Here is a 24989-nt window from a genome sequence, read left to right as displayed (position 1 = left end):
TTGCAACTATAGTAACAGAATCACAAGGGCTCTACAAGTAAGTTGTAGAGCCCTAAAAGCGAGGAAAATAATGGAATCAATACTTAATCAAGCGGTGTAACCGCTTTTACCTCAAGTTTCACTGCATATCCCATCGAATCGAGATGTTGCACTATTTGCTCGAGGGAGAAAGAATCGAGGGTTACCTCCTGCATATCGGAAACCTGTCTGACATTGACACTGTCGATAGGAGTTGAGACCCCTGGCAATATCTGCTGCGTCTGTTGTCCATTTGTCCCGAACAATACGAACGCACCTATAAATACAACGACAAAGGCTGCTGCTGTAGTAATCAACGCAGGGACAAGCTTAACCTGGATCTTTTTGCGGAAAATCCCCATTTTTTTATTGGAAGGGAACCGGCTTTTTTCAAAATATGATAAAACACGGTCCTGCCTTGGCTTAATATCCTCCATCCTCAGCGCTGCGCTTGCAATTTTTTCATGCAGAGTCCGCAATTGCTCCAACCGTTGTTTACAGGCACTACAATAGCTCAAGTGCTCTTCAACCTGGGTTCTCCAAGGTTCTGCAAGTTCACCATCTAAAAAAGTATTCAACAATTCATCATCGACACACATAGGCTACTCCTGGTTTAAGATGGACTCAAGCATTTTCCGTGCCCGGTACACCCTTACCTTCACATTGCTTTCGGAAATATGCAAAACCTGGGCAATCTGCTTATAGTCCATATCAGTGTACTCCTTCATCACGATGACAAGCCGGAATTTCTCTGGAAGCATATCAATTGCATCCTGAACTTGCTTGCAAGTTTCCTTCTCAACGAGGACCTGTCCACCATCCTTGTTGTTCGAGTGCGAAGAAGGATACCGCTTCAGCTTTTCAACCATCCCCTGTTCACGCGCTTTCCGCTTGACCTGGTTGATGGCAAGATTCTTTGAAACCCTGATTAGCCAATACTTGGCATCATCAAGGGTTGCAAATTCCATCCCCTTATCAAAAAACCTGATGAATGCTTCTTGGCAAATTTCTTCCGCAAGATCCTGATTATTGGTGACATGATACACAACACGCATCAAAATCGGGAAAACCTGCTCATACACCTGCTTGAACGCACGCTCATCGTTGCTCTGTATTTCCATAACCTTAACAACTCACTGGTAACCAAGTTACATCTTTTTTTCCAAAGTAGGCCCAGAGGCTGTATCTTTGACAAGAAACCCCAACGCATCCAGTTGCTGGCGAATCGAATCCGCGAGCGACCAGTTTTTTTCTTTCTTTGCTTGAGTGCGCTGCTCAAGCAAGGCAAGTGCTTCAGGGTTGTCGACAACATGTTCTTTTGGAACTGTCAGATCTTTGAGACCTAACCCAAAGAGGTCATCAAAATAGAGCACCAAAGTATATTTTTCATCACAAAGCAACGTATCATCTTTTAGGACACCCCAAAGATCGGCAAGAGCCCGCGGAGTATTCAAATCATTGTTGATGTGTTCATCGAAGGCGGCAGCATAGGCTTTTGCAGCTTCGCTCTCCAAGGGTATTTCCTTTGCCCCTTCCCTCTTTAAGGCTATGACCCTATCGAATACATTGGAACGTGCTGTATGCGCAGTATCCAGTGATTCAAAAGAGAATTTCAACTGGCTCCGGTAATGTCCGCCAAGGCAAAAATAGCGGTAATCCATGGGGTCATACCCTTTATCAATGAGCAAAGCCAAAGTAAGGAATTCCCCTTTGCTTTTACTCATTTTACCAGAATTATCCAGCAGGAATTCTCCATGGATCCAATAATTGACCCATTTTTTCCCGGTTGCTGCCTCACTCTGGGCAATCTCGTTCGTATGATGAACGGGAATGGCGTCGATACCACCACAGTGGATATCAAATTCTTCACCAAGATAGCGCATACTCATCGCAGAACATTCTATATGCCATCCGGGGAATCCTCTTCCCCAGGGAGAATCCCACATCATTGCCTGATCCCCGAACTTACTGTTCGTGAACCAAAGGACAAAATCCTTACTATTCTTTTTGTTGGAATCATCAGTTACATCATCGCGTACGGCAGTACGGAGACTGGATAGATCCAACCTAGCCAATTTACCATAGTCTGGGATGGAATCAATACTGAAATAGACATTCCCTCCATTTACATAGGTGTGCCCGCTTGCTTCAAGGCGTTTGATCAAGGCAATCATATCGGAAATATGATCGGTAGCCTTACAGACCACTTCAGGCCTGATAATATGCAAGGCCTCAGAATCCTTGAAAAAGGCCTTCGTGTAGAAATCGGCAACTTCCCAGACTGTCTTATGGACTTTATGTGCCATTTTCTCAATCTTGTCCTCACCTTCGTCGCCATCTCCACTAAGATGTCCGACATCAGTGATATTCATGACATGTTTTACCGAATACCCTGCATGAAGCAACGTGCGCTTCAAGAGGTCTTCAAAAAGATAGGTCCTGAGATTCCCGATATGGGCATAATTGTATACGGTTGGACCACAAGTATACATCCCGACTTCTTCTTTACTAATCGGTTTGAATTCTTCCAGGCTCCGACTCATAGTATTATAGAGGGAAATAGACATTCAAAACTCCTTTGGGTTGCCCACCCAGATAAAAGGGGATAAGATACCCTCATGGCTATCAATGTACGCAATAGTGGTGAAAAAATCAACCTTGAAGAATTACTGGAATATGAGGTTCCTCTCTCTGACCATACCACCATCCATACCGGTGGTAAAGCTGACTGCGCAGCCCACCCTTCGGATTTCGAAGAGTTGCGTTCGCTTTTAAGCTATGCAGAAGAGCAGCAAATGAAGGTTACGGTTCTCGGGGGTGGCTCGAATTGCCTGATCAGTGATAACGGGATCGAAGGTTTGACCATTGTGACGACGCATCTTACCAGACTGCATATTTCCGGTGAGCTTTTCTGTGTCCGTTGTGGGCTCTCTCTCGACCGGGCAATAGACAGGTCCATCGAGGCAGGGCTTTCCGGTTTGGAAAACCTAGGGGGTATCCCGGGAACAATCGGTGGGGCAATCTTTGGCAACAGCGGGGCAAACAACGTACAGACCAGCGATTTGCTATATTATGTCGATTATATGACCCTCGACGGCAAACTGCACCGGATGCAAACCCATGCTGACGAATTCTCCTACAGGAAGTCCCCTTTTTCCGACCATAGGGATTTCATCATGTACGAGGCAGGTTTTCGCCTCATCCCTACTATCCAGACCTCAGATGCCAGACTCCGCAAAGAGGAAGCCAAGAGAAAACGGAAACTGGACGGCCAGTATGATAATCCCAGTCTCGGTTGTGTATTCAAAAACCCTCCTGGACACGTTGCAGGAAAACTCATCGAAGAGTGCAATCTGAAGGGTATGCAGATTGGTGGGGCTGCCATCAGCAACCGCCATGGCAACATTATTACTAATTTCAATGGAAAGGCAACCTCTCAGAACATCTTTGACCTGATAGCCCATATACAGGCAGTTGTGCAAAAAGAGCAGCATATTACTCTGGAGCCAGAAATTCAATTCATCGGCCGATGGTAGTACTGTAAGATACACAAAGAGCATTTCGGCCTCCTTGCCTTTGGGTTATCTGAAACCCTAAGGTTCCTTGTCCAATGCAAAAATCGTGGGAAAGGGAAAGACTGAATGCCGCATCCCTATAGCAAATGAGTACATCCGAGAGTCTCAACGAGGCCTCGCTGACAAAGGCAAGGCCTCTTTTGTCGCCGCTATTTCGTGTCCCTTTCATTTTTACCGATACCTCAAAAATCTGGTCCGGTTCCTGTTTTCCCGCGGATAGCTGTAGATCCCTTCGGGACTTGACACTTCCATCCTTTTTGATTGTTTGCTCTGCAAATGATGAAACCTCCAGGAACCAAGGACCTATTTCTTTTCGTAGGCTTGCCTGTATCTGGGTATTGTGAATCTGTGACTCCCCACCAAAAACAGGAATACTTCCATACTTGCTTTCAAAAGAATAATCTGCAAATAGCTTGCAACCTTGATATGCAAGTTCAACCCTAAAACATTTCGGATAGGTTTTATCCCCATAGGAAACCATAACCTGAGCAAAGGGAAACACCAATTTTTGCTGGATGAAGGCTTGCAAGCCACTGACACCAGTGTAAATCACTTCAAGAGAGGCCTCACCCTTCATTCCGTGCAGAAAAAGGCTACCTGCCAAACCCCCTGCAGCCTTTTGTTCATCCCAGGTAGTAACATAGTGGTATTCTTTTTCAATATTTGAGGCACCCCAAGCCCAATTCAACAACGAAATAGAAGCATTTTTTAAAAGAAGTTCCACCTCAAAGGCACGAGGTCCTTGCAAATTCAAGAAGCTGTTGGTCAATGATGCCGAAAAGCACCCATTTGAAAACATGAGGGAAGGATGCCCATCAAGGAATGTACAAAACCTGCTGTTTTCCCAGAGAGCACGGCTGCCAAACGTAAAAAGCCCCCAGTCAGTTTGCAGGGAACCCGTAACAGGAAGCGTGAGTGAGTATCCATCTTTCCCTGTAAAAGAGATTCCAGTTTGCCAGAAAGCATTGTCACTGACATTCTCGACCGAAAGGGAGTAATGGCTTTCATTCGGAGTAAAACTACATGTTAGATTCTGGTTTGCAAATAATAAAAAGGGGAAAAGTTGGAAAAATATCAGGAAAAATTCTTTCATATTGCAAAAGATACCTTTCCAAGGGTTTTGCTTCAGTTGATTATTCACTGCATTAGTGGTTTAATGTCGGGGTAGAAAAATTCATCTATTTTTTTTGAATCACTTAGAGGAGACTTTCATGGTAATTCTGACCTTGAACTGTGGCAGTTCATCTGCCAAGTACCAAGTTTACGATTGGAGAAACAAGGATATTCTGGCTGTTGGCGTTGTTGAGCGTATCGGTCTCGAATATTCGACAATTGAACACAAAGCAACCGGCAAGGAAGAGTATAACGAAAAGTTTTCTTCCCCTACACACAAAGAAGCAATTGAACTCATTATCAAAATGTTGCTCGATGAGAAACATGGGGTGATCAAGAGCCTCTCCGAAATCGGAGCAGTGGGACATCGTGTACTGCATGGTGGTGAGTTGTTTAAAAAGTCTGCCTTGGTTACCGATGAAGTTGTTGAACAGCTGAAAAAAGTCATTCCCCTCGGGCCTCTGCATATGCCAGCCAATATCATGGGCATCGAAGCAGCAAGAAAGGCAATGCCGAATGTTCCCCAGGCCATTGTTTTGGATACCGCTTGGCATCAGACAATGCCCGCCGAGGCATTCATGTATGCAGTTCCCTATGAATGGTATACTAATAACAATGTCCGCAGATATGGTTTCCACGGAACCAGCCACCTGTATTGTGCAAAGAGAGCTGCTGTTCTGCTTGGCAAAAAGAATGAAGATACAAATGTCATCATTTGCCATATCGGCAACGGCGCATCTGTCTGTGCAGTGAAAAACGGAGTCTGTGTTGACACTTCCATGGGACTTACCCCCCTTGAAGGTCTGGTAATGGGTTCACGAAGCGGTGACCTTGACCCAGCAATCATTCCTTACATGATGCAGAACACCGGCATGTCTGCCATGGAAATGGACACAACCCTGAATAAAAAAAGTGGTTTGATCGGCATCTGTGGCATGAGTGACCGCCGTGACGTAGCAGCTGCAGCTGCAGAGGGCAACGAACGTGCCCAGCTAGCCATCGACCTCGAATGTCACCGCCTCAAAAAATATATTGCAGGATATGCAGCCTTGCTCGGCGGAAGGGTTGATGCCATTGTATTTACCGCCGGTGTCGGGGAAATGGGCGGACACATCCGTAAGGGTTCCTGCGTTGGGCTTGAAGTAATCGGCGCAAAACTCGACCAGTACAAAAATGAAATCTGCCATTGCCGCAATGGCGAATTTGAGATCAGTACCGATGATTCCCAGGTTAAGATTTTCGTCATCCCTACCGATGAAGAATTGGTCATTACCGAAGATGCCTATGCTTTGATGAATGGAACCTATGATGTCCACACCAATTTCCATTACACCTTTGAGAGCAAAGACTATGTGAACAAGGGCCGTGCACGGGACCTGGTAAAGAACCTCAAGAAAAAACCTGAACTCAAGAGTATCATTGCATTGCCCAGATAAGTTTCGGCAAACAGCAGCAATACTAACAAAAGGCGCCATTACGGCGCCTTTTGCTTATGCATTACCAAGGTACTACGATTTCAGCAATTCCTTTATGCCGCCAAGGGAAGACAACACCCCGGTTGCCTCATATGGCATATAGATTACCTTATTGTCTTTCCCTTTCACCATTTCACCCAAGGTATCAATATAGCGCATTGCTACCAGATACTGCGTGTACGTGGAGTCGGAACCAAACACCCCTTTGAGTAGCTTTACAGCCTCTGCTTCCGCATTGGCGCGTTTGATCCTTGCCTCTGCTTCACCTTCAGCTCGTTTGATTGCACTCTCTTTGAAACCTTCAGCCTCAAGTATCTGCGCCTGCTTTTGTCCTTCAGCGATGAGGATGGCAGCCCTGCGGTCACGTTCAGCCCGCATCTGTTTTTCCATCTGTTCCCGAATTTCCTGGGGTGGATTGATATCCTGCAACTCTACCCTATTTACTTTCACTCCCCACTTGTCGGTCGCTTCGTCCAGGATCTGTGTCAATTTGGCGTTGACTGTATCGCGGCTTGTCAGACTCTGGTCCAGTTCAAGTTCACCGAGGACGTTACGCAATGCGGTTTGTGTCAGTTTCTCGATTGCCATCGGAAGGTTTGCGATCTCATAGACTGACTTCATCGGATCGGTAATCTGAAAATAGAGCAATGCATCTATCTCAACATTTACATTATCCTTTGTTATGACATTCTGTTTCGGGTAATCATAGACCTGTTCGCGTAAATCTATCCATTTGGTATCTACAAGTTTGACAGTTTTTTCCCCTTTCTGCCCGGAAACGCTCGTTCTCCAGGGAATTGTCCTTGGTTTATCAATAAAAGGCCAAATGACCGTGACCCCGCTTTCCAAGGTCCTGTGATATTTCCCAAGCCTCTCGACCACCATAGTCTGAGCCTGTGGTACGACTTTCAATCCTTTCAGTAGAGATAATAAAATAAAAAACGCAAACAATATGGCAATCAAAATTGCAGGGCTCATGATTTTTCGCTCTCCTTTGTCTTTACAGAAGCCGTTACGCCACTGATATGCTCGATAATTACGATAGTTCCCTTTTCGATATGCTGGTCTTCAACACTGCGGGCTTTCCAGTTTTCCCCGCCAACCTTTATTCTTCCCTCATTCGATGCATTGTCGATCGATTCGATTACGAGAGCTTCACGTCCGACCAACGCGTCCACCCCGCTTTTCTTTCCATCACCCTTGTAACGCAACAAAAGTGGCCGTAGGAGGAATATACTTGCCAACGAGCCTGCTGCCAACAGGACCACCTGCAAAATAAAAGACAAATGAAGGGCTGAGCCCAAAGCAGAAACGAAGCACCCCAGCCCCACACTCATTATGTAGAAACCAGGGGTGAACAATTCAAGGATAAAAAGAACCAATCCTACAACTATCCAGATTTGCCAAGCTACCATAGTGTACCTCCAACAGGATTATAGCACTGGGCTCCAACATATTCCAGAATAACCAAAGGAAAGGGATTGCTCATTAAACAACCACAAGATTGTTCCAAATATAAAAAATGTGTTAATAAGGTAGGCATGCACTTGTCTTCCCCTCGCCTCCCATACTAGGGTAGATGCATGAATACTATTCTTGTTGTCGATGATGATCTGGATATCCGCAGGCTCGAGTGTTTTAATCTTGAAACCAATGGGTACAAGACAGTTTCCGCGGAAAACGGGAAAGAAGCATTGCGCCTGCTTGCTACTGAAACGATCGATGCTATAATCCTAGATATAATGATGCCTGTCATGGACGGTTTGGAAACTATCAAGGAAATCAGATACGGCCTGCATAACAGCGTACCTATAATTATTGCATCTGCAAAAGGAGACGAAGGCGACATCGTCATGGCGCTGGAACTTGGAGCCGATGACTACCTTACCAAACCTTTCAGCATGAAGGTTATGATTTCGAAGATCAAAGCCGTACTGAGGAGAATGCAGACAAATACCGAAGGGGAGACAATTGTTCGTGCAAATAATCTGACGATGGATGTAACGAGGCATCTCTGTATGGTACAAGACAAACAAGTAGACCTCACTGCCACTGAATTTGCGCTATTGTATCTCTTAGCCTCAAACAAGGAACAGGTATTTACCCGTGCCCAGATCATAAGCAAAGTCAAGGGCAACGATTATCCGGTCACCGACCGTTCAATAGACGTGCAGGTTGCAACCTTGAGAAAGAAATTAGGAGAAGAAGGAAACTCTATCAAGACAATCTGGGGTATTGGCTATACATTCAAGGAGCTTTGATTTGAAAAAACAACATTCCCTTCGGTTTATTCTTATTGTTACAGCCACAAGCCTTTTGGCTATGGCTATCTTTGCCTGTGCCTTGTTTACCGTCCTTCATTACAGGTCTTCTGAGATAACCAGGGAACAACAACGCCTTTCGAACCATGCGGTTTACTTAAGGGAGGCAAATCTCAGTGATAAAGAACTCGATACCTACGCCGCAGCTTTTTCACTTCGGATAACCATTATCAAAAGTGACGGAACAGTCAGCTATGACACCTATTTCAATCCAAAAGACCTGGACAACCATCTCTATCGCCAGGAAATTAAGGATGCGTTTGCAAAAGGAACCGGTACGGCAATAAGAAGCAGTGCCAACGCCAAGCAACAACTGCTCTATGAAGCCTTGCTCACTGACTCAAATGAGGTCATACGGGTCAGCAGGGAACTATCGGTCATCAAGAACTGGACATACGAGTTTCTATCCGACCTTGCTTTGATATTCTTGGCCTTGCTACTTTTATCCATGCTCACGATTGTCTTTATTATCAACCATACGACAAAGGCCCTGGAAATTTTAACAAACACGGCAATCGAATATAGCAAAGGCAATCTATCCCACCATGCAACGGTTATAGGCCCTACAGAATATACAATTCTCTCTGAAACCCTGAATGGGATGGCAGTCCAGTTGCAACAGCAGTTCAAGCAACTGCAGAACACTTCCTTCGAATTCCTTGCCATTTTCAATGCCATGGAAGAAGGGATAGTCCTTATCGACAGCAACTTGAGAATTCTCCTGTCAAACAATGCGTTTGACAGAATATTTGCCCATAACACCATTGCCAAAGAGACACCCCTTCGGCAGTGGGTATTCAGTGAAGCAGTACAGACATCAATTGAAAAAGCCTTTACAGGTCAATCAGCTACCCCTTGCTGTCTGACAGTGTGCCCTGAGGGTTCAGAGAGAATGTACTTTCAGGTTTGCATGGCACCAGTTGCTGAAAAGAAAGGAAAAATCATCTCGCTGGTACTGACTTTCACCGATATTACCAAAACCAGACGCCTCGAGCTGGTACGCAAGGATTTCGTGGCAAATGTGTCCCATGAGCTTAAAACCCCGCTGACTTCAATTGGAGGCTTTGCAGAAATTCTGGTTAACAAACAGGCAGAGGGCAAACAGGCACAACAATTTCTCGAAATAATCTTTGACAATGTCAAACAGATGCAACTCATTGTAGAAGACTTGCTCCTGCTTGCCTCGCTTGAGAACGATGAAAAACAGATTACCATGCAGTCCTGCTCTGTCGAACACATTATCGAGGAAAGCCTTAGGCGGTGTACCTATAAGGCGAGTATGAAGAAAATGGTTATCGAAAGCAAAGTACAGCGGAAGCTATACTGTATGGGTAACGAAGGTCTTTTGATACAGGCTATGGTAAATCTGATTCTTAATGCAATTCTCTACAGCGAGGAAGGAAAGACCATCTCAATCGTTGTAGAGGAGGTCGAGAACCAGATACTGTTCAAAGTACAGGACCAGGGTTGCGGGATTGCCGAAGAAAACCTTGAGAGAATTTTCGAACGGTTCTATCGGGTCGACAAGGCACGGAGCAGGAAGGAAGGCGGAACCGGTCTGGGACTGTCCATTGTCAAGCATATTGCCAACATCCATAACGGGAACATTTCTGTTGAAAGCCATATAGGGGAAGGGTCTACATTCACGTTAAGCATTCCTCAATAGGAATCCTTGAGCACTTTGTAGAATCGTGAAAAGAAGGAACCATCGTCACGTATTTTCAATTGACCGGCGGTTTCTTCAGTGCTTTCCCCTGCGGCGGGAAACGTCCTGCTAGCATACTCATTCTGCATTGCCTTCTTACAGAGATCCGGGTCGTTGCTTCCCTTGATAACTTCCTGCAGGATAGCCTGCGAGGAGTCCCCTATACGCTGGATCTGTTCCAATTCCTTTTGTTGGTCTAAGAGGATTTGCTCTTTCTGGTAATCCGACAGTTCCATGGGCGGAAGTTGCTCATTGAGCAGGAACTCTGCTGCAAACCGGGAGAGGGGCTCACCATTTTTAACCCCAGCCTTCTTCCAGGTATCCCAGAGAATTGACGAGGGAAAGATTGCTACCTGCTCGGAAAACAGTTCATAGGCCCTGACAGCAAGATAACAGTCAGGTATCAAGGCAATCGAATCAAAAGAAAACCTTGAGAGGAATTTCTGCTGTCCCCGCTCTGTGTCAGTTCTTCCGCTGTAATAATGGATATCCTTCCCTTGCAGATTCATTTTGCATAGTACATATCGGTCATTTTCGATGGATACCCCAATAGCATAGGAAATATTTTGTGTATTCATGCAATAAGTGTAGCCTTTTTTTGCGGTATTGCTAGTTATATAAGAAATCCATCTTGCAAGCAGGACCTCACGGTGGTACAGTTTCTCCATGCACGAGTTATATGCCGAAATCCTGAAAACCCTTAACGGATATGAATCCTGTATTGCCATAACCGGAGGCGGTGGGAAAACCACTTGCATGATCAAGCTTGCCTCATTGTATAGCAAACAGAAAAAGCGGGTGCTTCTTTCCACTACGACAAAGCTTATGCTTCCCTCAGATGTAGAATATGGATGTGATTCCTATTTCTTTGACTCTTCCGTCTTTTCCCATATGCCCAAAGAAGGCGAACGGGTATTCTATGCAAGAAAGGGAGAAAAAGCCCTGACTCCCCCTATTGAGGAGATAGACCGCCTGCGCTCCCTCTATGATGTCATTATTCTGGAAGCAGACGGCTCGAGGCACCTGGGCTTGAAACTCCATAACCAAGGCGATCCTGTCGTGCCTTCTTTTGTGACGGCAACGATTGCCATAGCATCCTTTGCAACCCTGAAAAAACCGTTTGCAGAAAATTGTTTTGGTTCGGAGCTCTATGCACAGGATTTTCCCGAACAATTGGTCGATATCGAGACATTGAAAAAACTGCTTCTGCATAAGGAAGGAATAACAAAAAGAATGACGGGAAAGGGAGTGGTTCTTTTCAACCAAGTCACCTCAAACCAAATTGACGCCTGCAGGGAATTGTCTGATTCGGTTTCTCTCCCCTACCCCCTGTTTTTCGGTTCGCTAAAGCAAAACATACTCTATTACAGGAAGGATTTATGAGCTCAATGATATTTTCCAAGGCATATGAATTGATACAGAAAGGAACTAAGTTTTCCTTGGTCACACTCATTAAAAAAGAAGGATCGGCCTCCCGGGAAAACGGCAGGATGCTTGTCTGGGAAGATAAGCAATGTAGCGGTACCATCGGCGGCGGGGCCTTGGAGGCTTTTGCTGTTGAACAGGCTGTCTTGCTGCAAAAAAGCAAGGAAAAAACCTATCTGGGCTCCTTTTCCATCGAGCAGGTGGCTAACAGACAGGCGGGTTCTGTGCAACTCTATATAGAGCAGATACAACCTGGAGAGGATGATCAACTTTTTCTGCTAGCCACTGACCTTGAGCATTTTCATTCTCCCTTTGCTTATGTTACGACCCTTACCGGTGATATAAAAAAACGTTTCCTTGCAACTCCCGAAGGTTTTGTATATGGCAATCCCTCCCCTTTGCTTGCACAAAAGACAATAGAAGCCCTTAGCAGGAACAAAGGCATATGTATCGAAGAAGACAAATATACCTACTTTGTGGATATTCCCCAAACCTGTGCCTCCCTTCTGCTCATCGGGGGGGGACATGTAAACCAGGCAATAGCCAACTTGGCTGATATGTTGGGTTTCGAGATCCAGGTCTTGGAAACCAGGGATGAATTTGCCCAAAGGTCCTTGTTCCCGAAAGCAAGAAGATTGGTCTTGGCCCCTACTATCAAAGAAGGATTGGATAAGGTCACCGTCACGCCGTATACCTATATCGTAATTGCTGCCCATGCCTTCGGATTTGAAGAAGCTTCCTATCTGTTCTCGACCGATGCCCCGTATCTGGGAATCCTTGCCTCCCACAATAAGGAAAGGGCCTTAAAGGAGCAACTGAAGCTGACACCAAGCGACGAACGTCGTCTCTTCAGTCCCATTGGGCTCGATATCGGGTCCCAGAGTCCTGAAGAAATAGCGGTGAGTGTCCTAGCCGAAATCATGAAAGTGAAAAACAAAACAACGGGGAACAGCTTAAAGTACCAGAACAGAAACCTGGTCATTGTCAGGGGAGCCGGGGACCTTGCGACCGGGGTCATTATCAGGTTGTCAAATGCAGGGTACCAGGTCATTGCCCTGGAAACCGATAAGCCTACGGTTATCAGGTGCACGGTAAGCCTTGCCCAGGCTATGTTTGACAAAACAACCACGGTAGAGGATACGACTGCCGAACGCTGTGACAACCTGGCAAATGTCTATGCAATTCTCAAGGAAGGCAAGATCCCAATTCTCTGTGACCCGAAGGGTGAGTCTATTGCAAAACTGAAACCGCTGTGTGTCGTCGATGCAATTCTGGCTAAGCGGAATCTGGGCACCAACATCACCGATGCCCCCTTGGTCATTGGCCTTGGCCCTGGTTTCACTGCAGGGTCAGATTGCCATATTGTCATCGAAACCAAACGGGGCCATACCCTTGGAAGGATTATCAAAGAAGGATGTGCTATCCCGGACAGTGGGATTCCCGGCATTATCGGCGGGTACGGTGCTGAACGGGTCCTGCGCAGCCCAGGCGAAGGAATCTTTTACTCAGACAAAAAACTCGGTGATATTGTCAAGGCAGGGGACTGCATCGCAACAGTAGATGACCAGCCAGTTTTGGCAACCATCGACGGTATGCTTAGGGGACTGCTCAACAATGGGCTTTTGGTAACCAAGGGCTTCAAGGTAGCCGACATCGACCCAAGGGGAAAAGAAGCACAGTTTACTACTGCCAGCGACAAGGCAAAGGCCATTGCAGGCGGTGTACTCGAGGCTTTGGATCATTTTAGAAATAGTCTATGACCTACTGAAACAAATCACTCCTATTGGAGCAATCCAATAGGAGGTTATCTAGTCGCATGTACTAGGCACGAATCCTTGCCCCACTTCCTTGGGGATGCTATTGTTTTAGGGCTTAACGTACAGTTTTGCCAAACGAATTCTTGATACGGTACATAACGCAAGGGAGGTACGTTTGCATATGTGGTCAATTCTTCCAATTCTTTTATTGTTCGTGCTTGGTTTTTTATTGCAGAAGTCGACAATGTTTACAGAAGCCTCTCTAGCTGGCATCAAAAAAGTCGTTTCTACATTGGCCCTGCCTGCACTCTTGTTCCAGGCTTTTTCCTCCCTGGAAATCGAAAAGCGGTACCTGTTGCTGGTAGTCGCCATGTTTCTGGTATGCCTTTTCATGGTCCTGCTTGGCAAAGCACTTGCAAAACCGCTCAAGCTAGTGTCACCCTATTTCCCTTTGCTGATGGGTGGCTTTGAAATGGGAATGCTTGGGTATGCTTTGTTTCTCTCCGTCTATGGCAGCGAGAATCTTGGCAAGATGGCCTTAGTGGACCTTGGACAGGTACTCTTTGTTTTCTTTGTCCTGATGGCTCTCCTGATTCGCGAACGCGACGGGATAACCAGCCCAAAAGTCTTACTCAGGCAGTTTTTAACCTCCCCTGTGATTGTGGCAATCTTTGCAGGAATCGTAGTCAGCCTCATAGGCAAAGCAATTCCCCCCAGTCCTTTCTGGACAGCAATAGGCGAATCTATCGCACTCCTTGCAAATTTGACCGTTCCTCTCATCGCCATCTCCATAGGATATGGCATTCACATCAAACGTGCAGGTCTGGCCCTGTCTGTGAAGACCATCCTTTTCAGAAAGATTGTACTATTTGTCTTGGCTTTGGCAATCAACTATTTTATAGTGGATGGACTACTGAACATGGATAGCATCTACCGCTATGCAGTATTGGTTATGTTTCTCACCCCGCCTCCCTTTGTCATTACCATCTATATGCGCCAGGGAGACAAGGCAAACGCCGATTATGTGGACAACACGCTCAGCCTCGATACCCTCTTCTCCATTCTCTTGGTGATGATTGCGACTTCGCTATATGTCTGATAGCAAACCATACCTGCAGGGGGTTTCTACCCCCTGCCACATCGTATACATAGGTACTACCTACCTTTGCCCAAAGGTCTAACCAAGCCCCTTTTCCCCTTACAGATCTATTGGGGCTTTCAGGTAGGGGGGGGGTGGTCCCGCCATGGCAAATATTGCTTCCGATCCTGCAAACCAAACTACCTCGGCCAAAGCTGCAACCTTGCTTTGTAAGTTAAAAGAGGTCATTTGCAAGGAAAACCGGAGCATTCAGAAAAGCTGTAATGTCTTGTTTTTGCCGTAAAAAAACACCTTTAAAATTCCTTTTGAAAGATACTTCTTACCCCAATAATTACCGTAAAAAATACCCGATTAATTGACTGCAGAAGACAACCATTGCAGTTATTCTTTATCTGTGTTATAATTACTTAAAATATAAAAAATATTTCTCATGTAATTGGGCAAAACAGGCAAATACATTGCCAAAATAAACCATGTCCAAAAACTATCAGAGATGTGCTTAGATCACATTAAAACCAAGGAGCTTTCTCTATGCCTTTTTCACAATCACAACAACAGATCATCGATCGATTCGACACTACCGTGGACCATACACGCTGGCATGATTGGAAATGGCAGATGAGACATTGCATCAGGGATATTGAGACCTTTGAAAAACTATTAGCCTATTCTTTCCCTGAAAAACAACGCAATGATATCGAGAGAACCATTAAAAAATTCCCCATGTCCATCACCCCGTATTACCTGTCTCTCATCCAAAGCGACTCGACAGATTCAATCGAAAACGATCCTATCTTCAAACAAGCATTTCCCTCGGTCAAAGAACTGGACATTATGGATTGTGATATGGAAGACCCTTTGCATGAAGATGTGGACAGCCCGGTTCCCGGCCTGACCCATCGTTATCCCGATAGGGTACTCTTTCTGGTCAGCAATACCTGCGCCATGTACTGCAGGCACTGTACCCGGAAACGAAAAGTCGGGGATATCGAGAGCATCCCCGATCGAGAGCGGATCGAACAAGGCATCCAGTATATTGCCGAGCATCCGATTGTGCGGGATGTCCTGCTCAGTGGCGGAGACCCGCTGCTCCTCAGCGATGAATATCTCGATTGGATTCTCACCGAACTGAGGAAAATCAAACATGTTGAAATTATCCGTATCGGTACAAGAGTGCCGGTGGTACTCCCCTATAGGATTACCGATGAATTGATAGCTATGCTTAAGAAGCATCATCCATTGTTTTTGAACACCCAGTTCAACCATCCCAGGGAAATGACTGACTCCTCCAGAAAAGCCCTGGAAAAACTTGCCAATGCAGGCATTCCCTTGGGAAATCAGTCTGTTCTACTTAATGAAGTGAATGATTGCCCCCGTATCATGAAGTCATTGGTCCATAAACTCGTGCAAAACAGGGTCCGACCTTACTACATGTATCAGTGTGACCTCTCGGAGGGGCTCTCCCACTTCAGAACTTCCGTAGGAAAAGGTATCGAGATTATGGAAAGCCTACAGGGCCATACCAGTGGACTCTGCGTCCCCACGTATGTTATCGATGCTCCCGGTGGCGGAGGGAAAATACCAGTCATGCCAAACTATCTGATTTCCTGGTCTTCAAACAAAGTAATTCTCCGCAACTACGAGGGAGTCATCACTACCTACCAGGAACCAAGTTCCTACGTACCCACTACCTGTGATCGGAATTGTGAAAAATGCAACCTTGAGCTCAAACTCCAGGAAGCGGACGAATACAAGGCAATCGGAATCGAGAAATTACTTTGTGACTATGAGAAAAACTATTCCATGACACCTAGTTGTCATGAGAAGGCAACCAAAACTTCCCAGGTCAAGGAGGCTGTCAATGTATGATACTACCCTTGCACTTGATGGAGCTTTAGTTCAGCATGGAGAGAATAACAGCAGAGTATATATGATGGATATCAGGGAAGCTGACCCTGTTTTCCTTATTGCCCACATGAACAAACTTGCCGTAAAACATGGGTATGGCAAGATTTTCTCAAAAGTCCCCAAATCCAAGTCAAAGGCCTTCCTCCAAGCGGGGTTTGCCGTGGAAGCTCTCGTAAACGGACTCTATGGGGGCACAGAGAAAGGATTGTTTCTATGCAAATACTTTACATCCGAGCGGGAGCAGGAATTGAAAATACCAGAGTACAACCAGGTACTCTCCCTCGCCCAGGCAAAGAATACATCACCGCTACCCCCTTTGGGAAAGGGTACTAGAGTCCGGCTTTGCACTGTTGAAGATATTCCACGGATGTCATTGCTCTACAAGCAAGTATTCTCCTCGTATCCCTTTCCTATTGACGACCCTTTATTTATCGAATCTTCTTTGAAAGGAACTACCTTGTTTGCTGGGATAGAAAAGAAAGGGAACCTGGTAGCCCTTGCCTCCGCTGAATGTAATTTTGCAAAAGACCATCTCCACAGCGAAATGACCGATTTTGCAACGCTGCCTAGCCACAGGGGAAATAACTATGCCTCTCACCTTTTACTCTTTTTGGAGCAGGAAGCACAGAAGAAAGGAATCAAAACAGCCTTTACCATTGCCAGGGCCATCTCCAAGGGCATGAATATAACGTTCTCAAAGGCAGGCTACCTATACGGAGGAAGGTTAAAAAACAATACTGACATCTCAGGTAATATCGAAAGCATGAATGTCTGGTATAAGGACTTGACGGCCAAAGCTGTATAGCTCCGACTGAATTCACCCTTGTCTCCGCCTTTTTACGTACACCCCCTACAAGTTGTTTCCAGCTTTCTGGGGGGTGCCCATTTTCCAAATCCTTTTCAGGTAGTACCTGAAACCTCCAGCAATTTACTGTATCCGAATGATCTTTCCCGGATTCATAATCATCTGCGGGTCAAAGGCCTTCTTCAACGCACAGAACAAGTCGTATTCGGTATCGGAGATAACCTCACGCAAGAATTCCCTCCGTTTTATACCGATGCCATGCTCCCCGCTGATCTTTCCCCCGAGTTCAGTGACAATGAAGGCATAGAGCTCACGCAGAATCATAGGCTCTATTTCATGCCAGTGTTCCATAGTGCTCTCTGGGTTCTTTACAATAGTGGCATGGAGATTTCCATCCCCGGCATGGCCATAACAGGGAATGGTCACCCCATACTTCTCTGAAAGCATGGTCAGTTTGGGAAGAACCAGGGGAATAGAGCCGATAGGGACTACAATATCCTCCAGACTCTGCACCGGGCTATAGACCTTCAATGCTTCGGCAATGTTCCTTCGCACAGACCAGATTCGTTCCTGAGTGTTTTTGTCCTCGGCAATATAGACCTCCATAGCTCCATTCGCCTCGCACAAGTCTCCCACGCTAATCATATCCGCCTCAACCTGTTTTTCCTCTGAGCCATCAAGCTCGATGAGCAGCATGGCACCCACTTTTTCAAGAGGAAGGGTTTCGTTGAGATAATTGCAGGACATCTGCAAGGAAGTCCTGTCCATGAACTCTATGCTTGTCGGGACAATGCCCTTGGTCATAATGACAGAGACAACCGCAATGGCTTCCTCCGCTGTCTTGAACGGTACTAGAAGGTCGGCTTTTGCCGTGGGAAGACCGAGCAGCTTTATGGTAGCCTTGGTGATGATACCCAAAGTTCCTTCCGAACCGATATACAGCTGTTTCAAATCATAGCCGCTGACATCCTTGGTCACTTTTCCCCCAAGGTTCACGATGCGGCCATCAGGGGTAACGATTTCAAGACCCAGGACATATCTTCCGGTCACCCCGTATTTTACTGCTCTTCCTCCGCCTGCATTCTCAGCAATATTCCCACCGAGGAAACATGTCTCAAGACTCATCGGGTACCCGGCAAAAAAGAGTTTATGCTCTATGACTTGGTTGTTCAGCTCGTTGGTGATAATCCCTGCCTCGGCAGTTACGGTAAGGTTTTTCTCATCGATTTCCAAAACCTTGTTCATTTTTTCAACCGAAAGTACGATTCCCCCGAAAAGAGGGATTGCTCCCCCGCTCAGCCCTGAACCGGCTCCCCTGGGAGTTACGGGAATATGGTATCTGGTGGCAAGTCTCATGACCTGTGCTACCTGCTCGCAAGACTGTGGCATGACTACCACCTCAGGCATGTGGCCATATTCTTCCTTTGAAGTCTCATCATGCCCATAGTTCTCCATACGGTCGAAATCGCTGATAAGGTTATTGTTTCCCACAATTGTAGAAAGTTCTGAGACAATTTCTGGTGTTACTTTTGTATAGGTATTCATTTCTCCCCGCCTTGCGTGCCCAGACGCCTCAATAATTGAGGTAAAATCGCGAACAGATCACCGACAAGGGCAAAGTCGGCAACCTGTAGGATATTGGCATGTTCATCGCTATTGATTGCCACGATATATTCTGCAGTCTTGATACCTGCCAGGTGCTGGACAGCCCCGGAAATCCCTACAGCCAGGTAGAGTTTCGGTGATATGGTCTTTCCCGATAGGCCTACCTGATGAGGGTAGCTGGCCCAACCACGGTCGACAGCATCACGCGAGGCTCCCACTTGGCCTCCCAGACTATCTGCAAGCTCTTCGATCAAGCGGAAGTTCTCCCGCTTTTTCAGGCCCTTGCCACCGGAAACTACGATATCGGCCTCTTCCAGGGAACTGGAATTCCCACACTCCTCGCGATACGAGAGAACCTGGACCCTTGTGTCATTCCATTCAGGATTCCATGCAACCCTTACCACCTTTCCACTTCTCGATCTATCTTCAGCAAGGGCCTTGTAGGATTTAGGTCTCACTGTCGCCATCTGGGGCCTGTGGTTCGGGGTTTTTATCGTAGCCATGATATTCCCCCCGATTGCCGGCCTGGTCTGCAGAAGGTTTCCCGTCTCTTTCTCGATGGCAAGGTCGGTGCAGTCTGCGGTAAGCCCTGTATGGATCTTTACCGCAAGATAGGGCAAAACACTGCGCCCTGTGGTCGTAGCGGCTGCTAACAGCACATGGGGAGTATATTCACCAACCAGATAGGCAAGTACCATTGCATAGATTTCACAGACCATATCGCCAAGGCAGGGGTTTTCAACATAAAACACAGTATCGGCACCATGGAAAATCAACGATTCAAGCTCTTTATCATCGATTTTGTTTCCCAAAACTACAGTACAGAGCTGGCTTTGAAGCGTATCGGCGAGGGCTCTGCCCCGTGCAAGCAGTTCAAAGGAGACGTCCTTGAGTTTTCCCCCATGTTGTTCGCTAAGCGTCCATATTTCATTCATTTTGCAACTCCCTTGCCCAGCAGTTCCTTGCTTGCGAGAAACAGCATCAATTTGTCTATCCCTTCCTGTATAGAACTGTCATCGGTAGCTTTTACTACTGTGCACGCACGGCTGATCTTCGGACTTTCTATCTTGACTACCCTGGTAGGTGAACCCAACAGACCAAGGTCAGCATTCTCGAGGCCAAGGTCCTTTGCCCCCAAAAGGGGGATAGTCATGTGCATCGCACGTTTTTTCCCTTTAAGCGTTGGCAACCTAGGAATTGCTATCTCCTTTACTACGGTAAGAACCACAGGAAGCGTTGCTTTTACTTTCTGGTAGCCTTCCTCAAGCAATCGCTCCGCTATGAGATAGGTATCGGTAAGTTCCTCGATGTGGGAGGTATAGGTAACCAGGCCCATATCGAGCCAGGAAGCAAGGCCGGGACCTACTTGGCCGGTATCCCCATCGGTGGCCCGTTCCCCTGCGATGACTAGGTCAACCTTACCCAGTTTTCTGATAGCCGATGCCAGGGTATAGGAAGTGGCCCAGGTATCGGAACCACCGAAGGCCCTGTCCGATAGATGGATGGCATCATCGCAACCCATGGCTATGGCTTCTTTGAGCACTTTCGCGGCACCGAGAGGACCCATGGTAATAACGGTAATCCTGCCACCGGTGCGCTCTTTGATTTGCAAGGCAGTCTCCAAGGCATAGAGGTCCAGCGGATTGACAATGGCCTCACTTGCCGAACGGATCATAGTGCCTGTCTCTTTATCCATCTGGACATTGCTTGTCTCGGGAACCTGCTTGATAGGGACGACTATATACATGCTCTCTCCTCTGTATTGCGTGATACAAACTGTCTGTCAATGATTCGTCAGTTTTAGTTTTTTTGTATTGGTATAAAACGTATGCAAATTCCTAGGGTATTAGCCCATTCTACTACTACAAAATCGGGAAATGCTTGAAGAGAAAGTATTTCATCAAGAAAACCCCCGCACTATATTTTCAATAGAATATCATCAAAAGGAAATATTGCCAGAATTTTTTAAAAATTATTTTCACTAATAATTATTTTATGTTTAAAACTATGTTTTATTATTTTCTTGACAGTAGCTACTGCTGGGCCTCAAAATCAAAGTGTACGGAACAATTTTCCGCTAAGACGGAAAAGTCTCATTAACAAAAGGAGAAGTTCAATGAAAAGAAACGTGGTTATCTTGTTGCTCATCGCCCTTGTTGCATCGGCAAGCGTATTTGCCGCAGGGACTGCAGAGCAAAGCACTGCTGCCCAAAAAGAAAAAACGGTATTGGAATTCTGGACCTGGAGGCCGGAAGATGTCGATTTCTATGCAAAGCAGATTGCAAAGTTTGAGATGGAAAATCCCGATATCAAAGTAGTGCAGACTGCCTATAAGAACACCGAGTACAATACCATACTCGCCGCTTCCCTTTCAGGCGGATCTGGTCCCGATGTATTCCAGGGTCGTGCCTACGGTGGTCTGGCAACTTTTGCCGATTCAGGATTTCTGGAACCCCTTGAACAGTGGATGCCAGAACTCAAGAACTACTCACCCACAGCTTTGCTTGGGGCAACCTCGCCTACCGATGGCAAAATCTACGGAAGCCCTGCAGTAAGCCAGACTGTATTCATGTATTACAATATCGACGTGTATAAGAAGCTCGGTCTTTCCATTCCCAAGACCTGGAATGAACTCATTGCCAATTTTGAAGCTGTTTCAAAAGCCGGTTATCTGGCGCTCGGAAACGGTGCAAAAGACGGATGGACACTTGAGACCATGCTCGGTGGGATGGGCCCAGGTTTTTACGGGAGTACAGATTTTTACAACGCAGTTGTAGCAGGAACAAAGAATTTCCAAGACCCTGCCTTCATCAAGATGATCGAGAAAATGAAATCACTGACCAAATATATGCCTAATATGTACATGGGCATCGGCTATGATGACATGCGGTCCAACTTTATCAATGAAGTGTCCCCTCACTTGATTGCAGGTTCCTATGAAGCTGCATATTTCAGGACTCAGAACCCGAACCTTAACTTTGGCATCTTTGCGGTTCCTGGCGAAAAAGCAACTGATCCTGCATATGTATCGGTATATGCTGACATGAACTTTGCCATGAATGCAAATTCCAAGAACAAGGATGCAGCGGTAAAATTTTTGAAGTTCCTCTCAACCAAGGAATTCGGAAAAGCCGTCGTCACAGAAATGAAGATGGTTACCTCAGTCCCTGGGGTAGATGCGTCGGCAGATCCCTTTATCGCACGCGTTCTCGAACTGCAGAAAAATGCCACCCCTTACCTGTTCCTCGTAGGTTTCAGGTACAACCAGCCAACTGGTTCTTCCTTGTGGCAGGCTGCCGCACAGGGTGTAATGGCTGGAACGCTAACCCCTGCTGAAGCTGCAAAACAGATTCAGGACGGCATTGCCTCCTACTACAAGCCTTTCCAGAAATAGACGTGTTTATGTTATCCAATGCTGGATCCTACAGGGGTTTCTACCTCTGTATGGTCCAGAATCAAATCAGAAAGGAATTACCATGAACCAACGCAAATTACACAAGGCATCATGGATCGCTTTGTTTATTACACCCGGGTTGTTGGTTGTGGGGATTTTCATCCTCCTTCCGCTTTTTATGACTCTGTATAACAGCCTGTTCTCTTGGAACCAACTCATCAGATTGGACTTTGTCGGCCTGGAGAATTTTAGGCGTCTGTTCAGTTCCTACCCTTACAAAGAACGGTTTCTCAATGCCTTGGGAAACAATGGGACTTGGTTTATCTCCACGATGCTCATACAAAATTCCATTGGATTGCTCTTTGGATATTTGCTCAGCAGGAATATCCCCCTTGCTCCAATTTTTAAACGTATTTTCTTCATCCCTGTGCTCTTTTCCATAGTCGCCGTAGGTTTTCTGTGGGGAATATACCTCAAACCTGCAGGACTTTTGAATAATTTTTTGCAAGTAATCGGTCTCGAAAACCTTCAAAGGGCCTGGCTTGGAGCTGAGCAATTGGCCACCCCTTCCATTATCATGGTGAATATCTGGCGTTGGGTAGGATTTCCTTCCCTCGTATTTTTGGCAGCAATCGACGGGGTACCCCAAGAATGTCTGGAGGCTGCCTATCTTGAAGGAGTCGGGGAATGGCAGTTATTCTGGAAAATCATCTTCCCTTTGATCATCCCCGCTATCACTATCATAACCGTACTGACAATCATCGGAAGCCTGAATGTATTCGAACAAGTCTATATCATGACCGGACTTGACGGATCGCCGAACTACTCTACCGATACAATCGGGACGTTGTTTTACCGCACGGCCTTCGGTTCTGTCGATGCCGGACGCCCTGAAATAGGCATAGGATCTGCAATCGGACTGGTAATCTACCTGCTTACCTTTGCCATTTCGCTGATTTCGGTGTTTTTCACCAAACGTAAGGAGATCCAGCTATGATAACCGACTTCCACTATAAGGGAGCTTCCCTGGCAAAAAGACTCTTTATCACGGTGATGATCGTTATCATGCTCATCTATGTGGTCTTGATACTGTATCCTTTGTTCAACATGTTCACTTCCTCGTTCAAGACCAACAGGGATATCCTCACGACCCCTTTTTCCCTCCCCACTGCTTTTTCACTGGAGAATTTCAAGATAGTCTGGGTCGACAAGGGGTTTTCCCAATTCTTCATCAACAGTATCGTAGTGACAGTCGTAGCCATGGCCTTTGTCATATTGTTCGGTTCCATGGCAGCCTATGGCATCTCACGTTACACCTATAGGGGCAACACCTTGGTGTATATGCTGTTTCTCAGTGGGATCATGCTCCCCTTGAAAGCAGCTATCATCCCGTTGTTCCTGCTTATCAAAAGCCTGGGACTGATCAATTCAAGGCTCTCGGTTATCATGATCTTTATGGCAATGGGACTTCCTTCGACAGTCTTTATTCTCTCAGGGTTCATGAAATCAATTCCCGTTGAACTGGAGTATGCAGCCAGAATCGACGGGTGCAATGACTTCTCGATTTACAGACGCATCGTCATGCCGATGGTAGCCCCGGCAATTGCCTTGGTAACCATCTATAATGCCGTTCCTATCTGGAATGATTTTTTCTTTCCCCTGGTCTTTTTGCAATCGAATGCACTCAAGACACTTCCTGTCGGGTTAAGTACCTTCTTTGGGCAGCATAGCACCAACTGGAACCTGCTTTTCACAGGCTTATCCATCGCCATTCTGCCAATGCTGGTATTGTACCTGTTCATGTCCAAGTATTTTATCAAAGGAATGACCGCAGGAGCGGTTAAATAAGGGGTTATTGTATGTCACTACCTACTACCGAACAGAGAAATCCTGCATCTTATAAGATTGATACAAAATCTACCTTGGAAATCCTTGAGATAATTAACAAAGAAGATGAAAAAGTACCCCTTGCCGTAAGAAAGATGATCCCTACCATTGCAAGTTTAGTCGATGATGTCGTTGTCTCTTTCAAGAAAGGTGGCAGGTTGTTTTATATCGGGGCCGGTACCTCGGGAAGACTCGGGGTGCTTGATGCCTCTGAGTGTCCTCCCACCTTCGGGGTATCGCCTTCCATGGTCCAAGGTCTCATCGCAGGGGGACTCCCAGCCCTTACGTCTGCCATTGAAGCAGCAGAAGACAATGCTGAATCCGGAATCATCGAACTTAAATCTAGGGGATTTACCAAAGATGATGTGCTTGTCGGAATCACTGCTTCGGGGCAGGCCCCGTATGTATTGGGTGCGATGATGTACGCCCAGGGGTTGGGGGCAAAGGTCGGGGCAATTTCCTGCAACGAGGAATCAAAGGTTTTTAACCATGCCGATCATAAAATCTATCTAGCGGTAGAACCGGAGATTATCACAGGGTCGACCCGAATGAAATCGGGAACTGCCCAGAAACTCGTACTCAATATGATTACCACAACGGCAATGATTCGCATCGGCAAAGTCTATAACAACCTTATGGTCGATCTGATGCCACTGAATGCAAAACTAGTGGACAGGGCCAAACGCCTTATCAAGGAGATTACCGACTGCAGTGAGGATCAAGCAGAAGAACTCTATGTGCAATCAGGGGGAAATGTGAAAGTGGCCGTTTTGATGTCCATGCTGCAGGTTTCTTGCTCGAAGGCTAAAGAACTGCTGGACAACAACGAAGGAAGCATCAATAAAGTCCTGGACCAAAAACAGAAATAAGTGGCATTTTGGTCAGATTCGATACAAGGCAAT

General features: G+C 46.2%; 24 protein-coding genes. 13 read left to right on the top strand and 11 right to left on the bottom strand.

The annotated features are described in order from the left end of the window. Positions 1-83 precede the first annotated feature (83 nt). The 3 genes from SPIGRAPES_RS00550 to cysS are packed head-to-tail and all read right to left on the bottom strand — an operon-like array spanning position 84 to position 2585. Positions 84-617, bottom strand: coding sequence for an anti-sigma factor family protein (locus SPIGRAPES_RS00550; protein WP_014268825.1), 534 nt, complete (start codon positions 615-617; stop codon positions 84-86). A gap of 3 nt (positions 618-620) precedes the next feature. Next, positions 621-1139: an RNA polymerase sigma factor gene (locus SPIGRAPES_RS00545; protein ID WP_014268824.1), complete on the bottom strand. Its 519-nt coding sequence runs from the start codon at positions 1137-1139 to the stop codon at positions 621-623. A gap of 27 nt (positions 1140-1166) precedes the next feature. Next, positions 1167-2585, bottom strand: a complete 1419-nt coding sequence (gene cysS, locus SPIGRAPES_RS00540; protein ID WP_014268823.1) for a cysteine--tRNA ligase — start codon at positions 2583-2585, stop codon at positions 1167-1169. Positions 2586-2636: 51 nt separating this feature from the next. On the opposite strand from cysS, the gene murB reads away from it, so the two are divergent. Then, on the top strand, positions 2637-3554 hold the full coding sequence (gene murB, locus SPIGRAPES_RS00535; RefSeq protein WP_014268822.1) for a UDP-N-acetylmuramate dehydrogenase: 918 nt from the start codon (positions 2637-2639) through the stop codon (positions 3552-3554). On the opposite strand, the gene SPIGRAPES_RS17535 is transcribed toward murB, so the two are convergent. Both SPIGRAPES_RS17535 and SPIGRAPES_RS17530 read right to left on the bottom strand, forming a co-directional pair. Further along, positions 3533-3634, bottom strand: a complete 102-nt coding sequence (locus SPIGRAPES_RS17535; RefSeq protein ID WP_425358208.1) for a hypothetical protein — start codon at positions 3632-3634, stop codon at positions 3533-3535. The two genes, murB and SPIGRAPES_RS17535, sit on opposite strands and share 22 nt — an antisense overlap. A 724-nt stretch (positions 3635-4358) precedes the next feature. Continuing rightward, entirely contained in the window at positions 4359-4601 is a 243-nt protein-coding gene (locus SPIGRAPES_RS17530) for a hypothetical protein (RefSeq protein WP_425358207.1), read from the bottom strand. Between the two features lie 203 nt (positions 4602-4804). Here SPIGRAPES_RS17530 and SPIGRAPES_RS00525 point away from each other — a divergent pair, with 203 nt between their 5' ends. After that, entirely contained in the window at positions 4805-6142 is a 1338-nt protein-coding gene (locus tag SPIGRAPES_RS00525; protein ID WP_014268820.1) for an acetate kinase, read from the top strand. Positions 6143-6214: 72 nt separating this feature from the next. Here SPIGRAPES_RS00525 and SPIGRAPES_RS00520 read toward each other — a convergent pair whose 3' ends face one another. Beyond that, the gene (locus SPIGRAPES_RS00520) at positions 6215-7159 is read right to left on the bottom strand and encodes an SPFH domain-containing protein (RefSeq protein WP_014268819.1); all 945 of its coding nucleotides are present in this window, start codon (positions 7157-7159) and stop codon (positions 6215-6217) included. Then, positions 7156-7596 (bottom strand): NfeD family protein, encoded by a 441-nt coding sequence (locus tag SPIGRAPES_RS00515; protein ID WP_014268818.1) that lies wholly within the window; start codon positions 7594-7596, stop codon positions 7156-7158. Before SPIGRAPES_RS00515 ends, SPIGRAPES_RS00520 begins: the two co-directional genes overlap by 4 nt. A gap of 168 nt (positions 7597-7764) precedes the next feature. Between SPIGRAPES_RS00515 and SPIGRAPES_RS00510 the strand changes: the two genes are divergently transcribed. Together SPIGRAPES_RS00510 and SPIGRAPES_RS00505 are read left to right on the top strand one after the other, a co-directional pair. Continuing rightward, positions 7765-8442 carry a response regulator transcription factor gene (locus tag SPIGRAPES_RS00510; RefSeq protein ID WP_014268817.1) on the top strand — a complete coding sequence of 226 codons (678 nt, stop codon included), beginning with the start codon at positions 7765-7767 and terminating at the stop codon, positions 8440-8442. 1 nt (position 8443) lies between these two features. Further along, positions 8444-10168 (top strand): ATP-binding protein, encoded by a 1725-nt coding sequence (locus SPIGRAPES_RS00505; protein ID WP_014268816.1) that lies wholly within the window; start codon positions 8444-8446, stop codon positions 10166-10168. On the opposite strand, the gene SPIGRAPES_RS00500 is transcribed toward SPIGRAPES_RS00505, so the two are convergent. After that, the gene (locus SPIGRAPES_RS00500) at positions 10162-10785 is read right to left on the bottom strand and encodes a hypothetical protein (RefSeq protein WP_014268815.1); all 624 of its coding nucleotides are present in this window, start codon (positions 10783-10785) and stop codon (positions 10162-10164) included. The genes SPIGRAPES_RS00505 and SPIGRAPES_RS00500 overlap by 7 nt on opposite strands. 88 nt (positions 10786-10873) lie before the next feature. On the opposite strand from SPIGRAPES_RS00500, the gene yqeC reads away from it, so the two are divergent. From yqeC to ablB, 5 genes are all read left to right on the top strand, one after another. Beyond that, positions 10874-11590, top strand: a complete 717-nt coding sequence (gene yqeC / locus SPIGRAPES_RS00495; protein WP_014268814.1) for a selenium cofactor biosynthesis protein YqeC — start codon at positions 10874-10876, stop codon at positions 11588-11590. Next, positions 11587-13392, top strand: coding sequence for a selenium-dependent molybdenum cofactor biosynthesis protein YqeB (gene yqeB / locus SPIGRAPES_RS00490; RefSeq protein WP_014268813.1), 1806 nt, complete (start codon positions 11587-11589; stop codon positions 13390-13392). Before yqeC ends, yqeB begins: the two co-directional genes overlap by 4 nt. Positions 13393-13570: 178 nt before the next feature. Continuing rightward, positions 13571-14488: an AEC family transporter gene (locus SPIGRAPES_RS00485; RefSeq protein ID WP_014268812.1), complete on the top strand. Its 918-nt coding sequence runs from the start codon at positions 13571-13573 to the stop codon at positions 14486-14488. Positions 14489-15019: 531 nt separating this feature from the next. Next, entirely contained in the window at positions 15020-16357 is a 1338-nt protein-coding gene (kamA, locus tag SPIGRAPES_RS00480) for a lysine 2,3-aminomutase (RefSeq protein WP_014268810.1), read from the top strand. Further along, entirely contained in the window at positions 16350-17201 is an 852-nt protein-coding gene (ablB, locus tag SPIGRAPES_RS00475) for a putative beta-lysine N-acetyltransferase (protein WP_014268809.1), read from the top strand. Before kamA ends, ablB begins: the two co-directional genes overlap by 8 nt. 123 nt (positions 17202-17324) lie before the next feature. Here the strand turns inward: ablB and SPIGRAPES_RS00470 are convergent, their stop codons facing one another. The 3 genes from SPIGRAPES_RS00470 to SPIGRAPES_RS00460 are packed head-to-tail and all read right to left on the bottom strand — an operon-like array spanning position 17325 to position 20553. Next, a complete protein-coding gene (locus SPIGRAPES_RS00470; RefSeq protein WP_014268808.1) occupies positions 17325-18746 on the bottom strand; it encodes an FAD-binding oxidoreductase in 1422 nt (473 codons plus the stop codon). Further along, positions 18743-19741 carry an electron transfer flavoprotein subunit alpha/FixB family protein gene (locus SPIGRAPES_RS00465; protein ID WP_014268807.1) on the bottom strand — a complete coding sequence of 333 codons (999 nt, stop codon included), beginning with the start codon at positions 19739-19741 and terminating at the stop codon, positions 18743-18745. Before SPIGRAPES_RS00465 ends, SPIGRAPES_RS00470 begins: the two co-directional genes overlap by 4 nt. After that, entirely contained in the window at positions 19738-20553 is an 816-nt protein-coding gene (locus tag SPIGRAPES_RS00460) for an electron transfer flavoprotein subunit beta/FixA family protein (protein WP_014268806.1), read from the bottom strand. Before SPIGRAPES_RS00460 ends, SPIGRAPES_RS00465 begins: the two co-directional genes overlap by 4 nt. A gap of 369 nt (positions 20554-20922) precedes the next feature. Here SPIGRAPES_RS00460 and SPIGRAPES_RS00455 point away from each other — a divergent pair, with 369 nt between their 5' ends. From SPIGRAPES_RS00455 to murQ, 4 genes are all read left to right on the top strand, one after another. Beyond that, complete coding sequence (locus tag SPIGRAPES_RS00455) at positions 20923-22200, top strand: ABC transporter substrate-binding protein (RefSeq protein ID WP_014268805.1); 1278 nt, start codon at positions 20923-20925, stop codon at positions 22198-22200. Between the two features lie 82 nt (positions 22201-22282). After that, positions 22283-23197 carry a carbohydrate ABC transporter permease gene (locus SPIGRAPES_RS00450; protein WP_014268804.1) on the top strand — a complete coding sequence of 305 codons (915 nt, stop codon included), beginning with the start codon at positions 22283-22285 and terminating at the stop codon, positions 23195-23197. Continuing rightward, complete coding sequence (locus SPIGRAPES_RS00445; protein ID WP_014268803.1) at positions 23194-24048, top strand: carbohydrate ABC transporter permease; 855 nt, start codon at positions 23194-23196, stop codon at positions 24046-24048. The genes SPIGRAPES_RS00450 and SPIGRAPES_RS00445 overlap by 4 nt, the downstream gene beginning before the upstream one ends. Positions 24049-24059: 11 nt before the next feature. Further along, a complete protein-coding gene (gene murQ, locus SPIGRAPES_RS00440) occupies positions 24060-24956 on the top strand; it encodes an N-acetylmuramic acid 6-phosphate etherase (protein WP_014268802.1) in 897 nt (298 codons plus the stop codon). Positions 24957-24989 lie beyond the last annotated feature (33 nt).

This window comes from Sphaerochaeta pleomorpha str. Grapes, assembly GCF_000236685.1.
Classification (GTDB): Bacteria; Spirochaetota; Spirochaetia; order Sphaerochaetales; family Sphaerochaetaceae; genus Sphaerochaeta; species Sphaerochaeta pleomorpha.
The sequence above is the reverse complement of the archived record's forward strand: the minus strand, read 5'-3'. Positions and strand labels throughout refer to the sequence as shown.

Coding starts and splice junctions, on each gene's coding strand:
- SPIGRAPES_RS00550 (WP_014268825.1), bottom strand. CDS start 617: ATGTGTGTCGATGATGAATTGTTGAATACTTTTTTAGATGGTGAACTT.
- SPIGRAPES_RS00545 (WP_014268824.1), bottom strand. CDS start 1,139: ATGGAAATACAGAGCAACGATGAGCGTGCGTTCAAGCAGGTGTATGAG.
- cysS (WP_014268823.1), bottom strand. CDS start 2,585: ATGTCTATTTCCCTCTATAATACTATGAGTCGGAGCCTGGAAGAATTC.
- murB (WP_014268822.1), top strand. CDS start 2,637: ATGGCTATCAATGTACGCAATAGTGGTGAAAAAATCAACCTTGAAGAA.
- SPIGRAPES_RS17530 (WP_425358207.1), bottom strand. CDS start 4,601: ATGAAAGCCATTACTCCCTTTCGGTCGAGAATGTCAGTGACAATGCTT.
- SPIGRAPES_RS00525 (WP_014268820.1), top strand. CDS start 4,805: ATGGTAATTCTGACCTTGAACTGTGGCAGTTCATCTGCCAAGTACCAA.
- SPIGRAPES_RS00520 (WP_014268819.1), bottom strand. CDS start 7,159: ATGAGCCCTGCAATTTTGATTGCCATATTGTTTGCGTTTTTTATTTTA.
- SPIGRAPES_RS00515 (WP_014268818.1), bottom strand. CDS start 7,596: ATGGTAGCTTGGCAAATCTGGATAGTTGTAGGATTGGTTCTTTTTATC.
- SPIGRAPES_RS00510 (WP_014268817.1), top strand. CDS start 7,765: ATGAATACTATTCTTGTTGTCGATGATGATCTGGATATCCGCAGGCTC.
- SPIGRAPES_RS00500 (WP_014268815.1), bottom strand. CDS start 10,785: ATGAATACACAAAATATTTCCTATGCTATTGGGGTATCCATCGAAAAT.
- yqeC (WP_014268814.1), top strand. CDS start 10,874: ATGCACGAGTTATATGCCGAAATCCTGAAAACCCTTAACGGATATGAA.
- yqeB (WP_014268813.1), top strand. CDS start 11,587: ATGAGCTCAATGATATTTTCCAAGGCATATGAATTGATACAGAAAGGA.
- SPIGRAPES_RS00485 (WP_014268812.1), top strand. CDS start 13,571: ATGTGGTCAATTCTTCCAATTCTTTTATTGTTCGTGCTTGGTTTTTTA.
- kamA (WP_014268810.1), top strand. CDS start 15,020: ATGCCTTTTTCACAATCACAACAACAGATCATCGATCGATTCGACACT.
- ablB (WP_014268809.1), top strand. CDS start 16,350: ATGTATGATACTACCCTTGCACTTGATGGAGCTTTAGTTCAGCATGGA.
- SPIGRAPES_RS00470 (WP_014268808.1), bottom strand. CDS start 18,746: ATGAATACCTATACAAAAGTAACACCAGAAATTGTCTCAGAACTTTCT.
- SPIGRAPES_RS00465 (WP_014268807.1), bottom strand. CDS start 19,741: ATGAATGAAATATGGACGCTTAGCGAACAACATGGGGGAAAACTCAAG.
- SPIGRAPES_RS00460 (WP_014268806.1), bottom strand. CDS start 20,553: ATGTATATAGTCGTCCCTATCAAGCAGGTTCCCGAGACAAGCAATGTC.
- SPIGRAPES_RS00455 (WP_014268805.1), top strand. CDS start 20,923: ATGAAAAGAAACGTGGTTATCTTGTTGCTCATCGCCCTTGTTGCATCG.
- SPIGRAPES_RS00450 (WP_014268804.1), top strand. CDS start 22,283: ATGAACCAACGCAAATTACACAAGGCATCATGGATCGCTTTGTTTATT.
- SPIGRAPES_RS00445 (WP_014268803.1), top strand. CDS start 23,194: ATGATAACCGACTTCCACTATAAGGGAGCTTCCCTGGCAAAAAGACTC.
- murQ (WP_014268802.1), top strand. CDS start 24,060: ATGTCACTACCTACTACCGAACAGAGAAATCCTGCATCTTATAAGATT.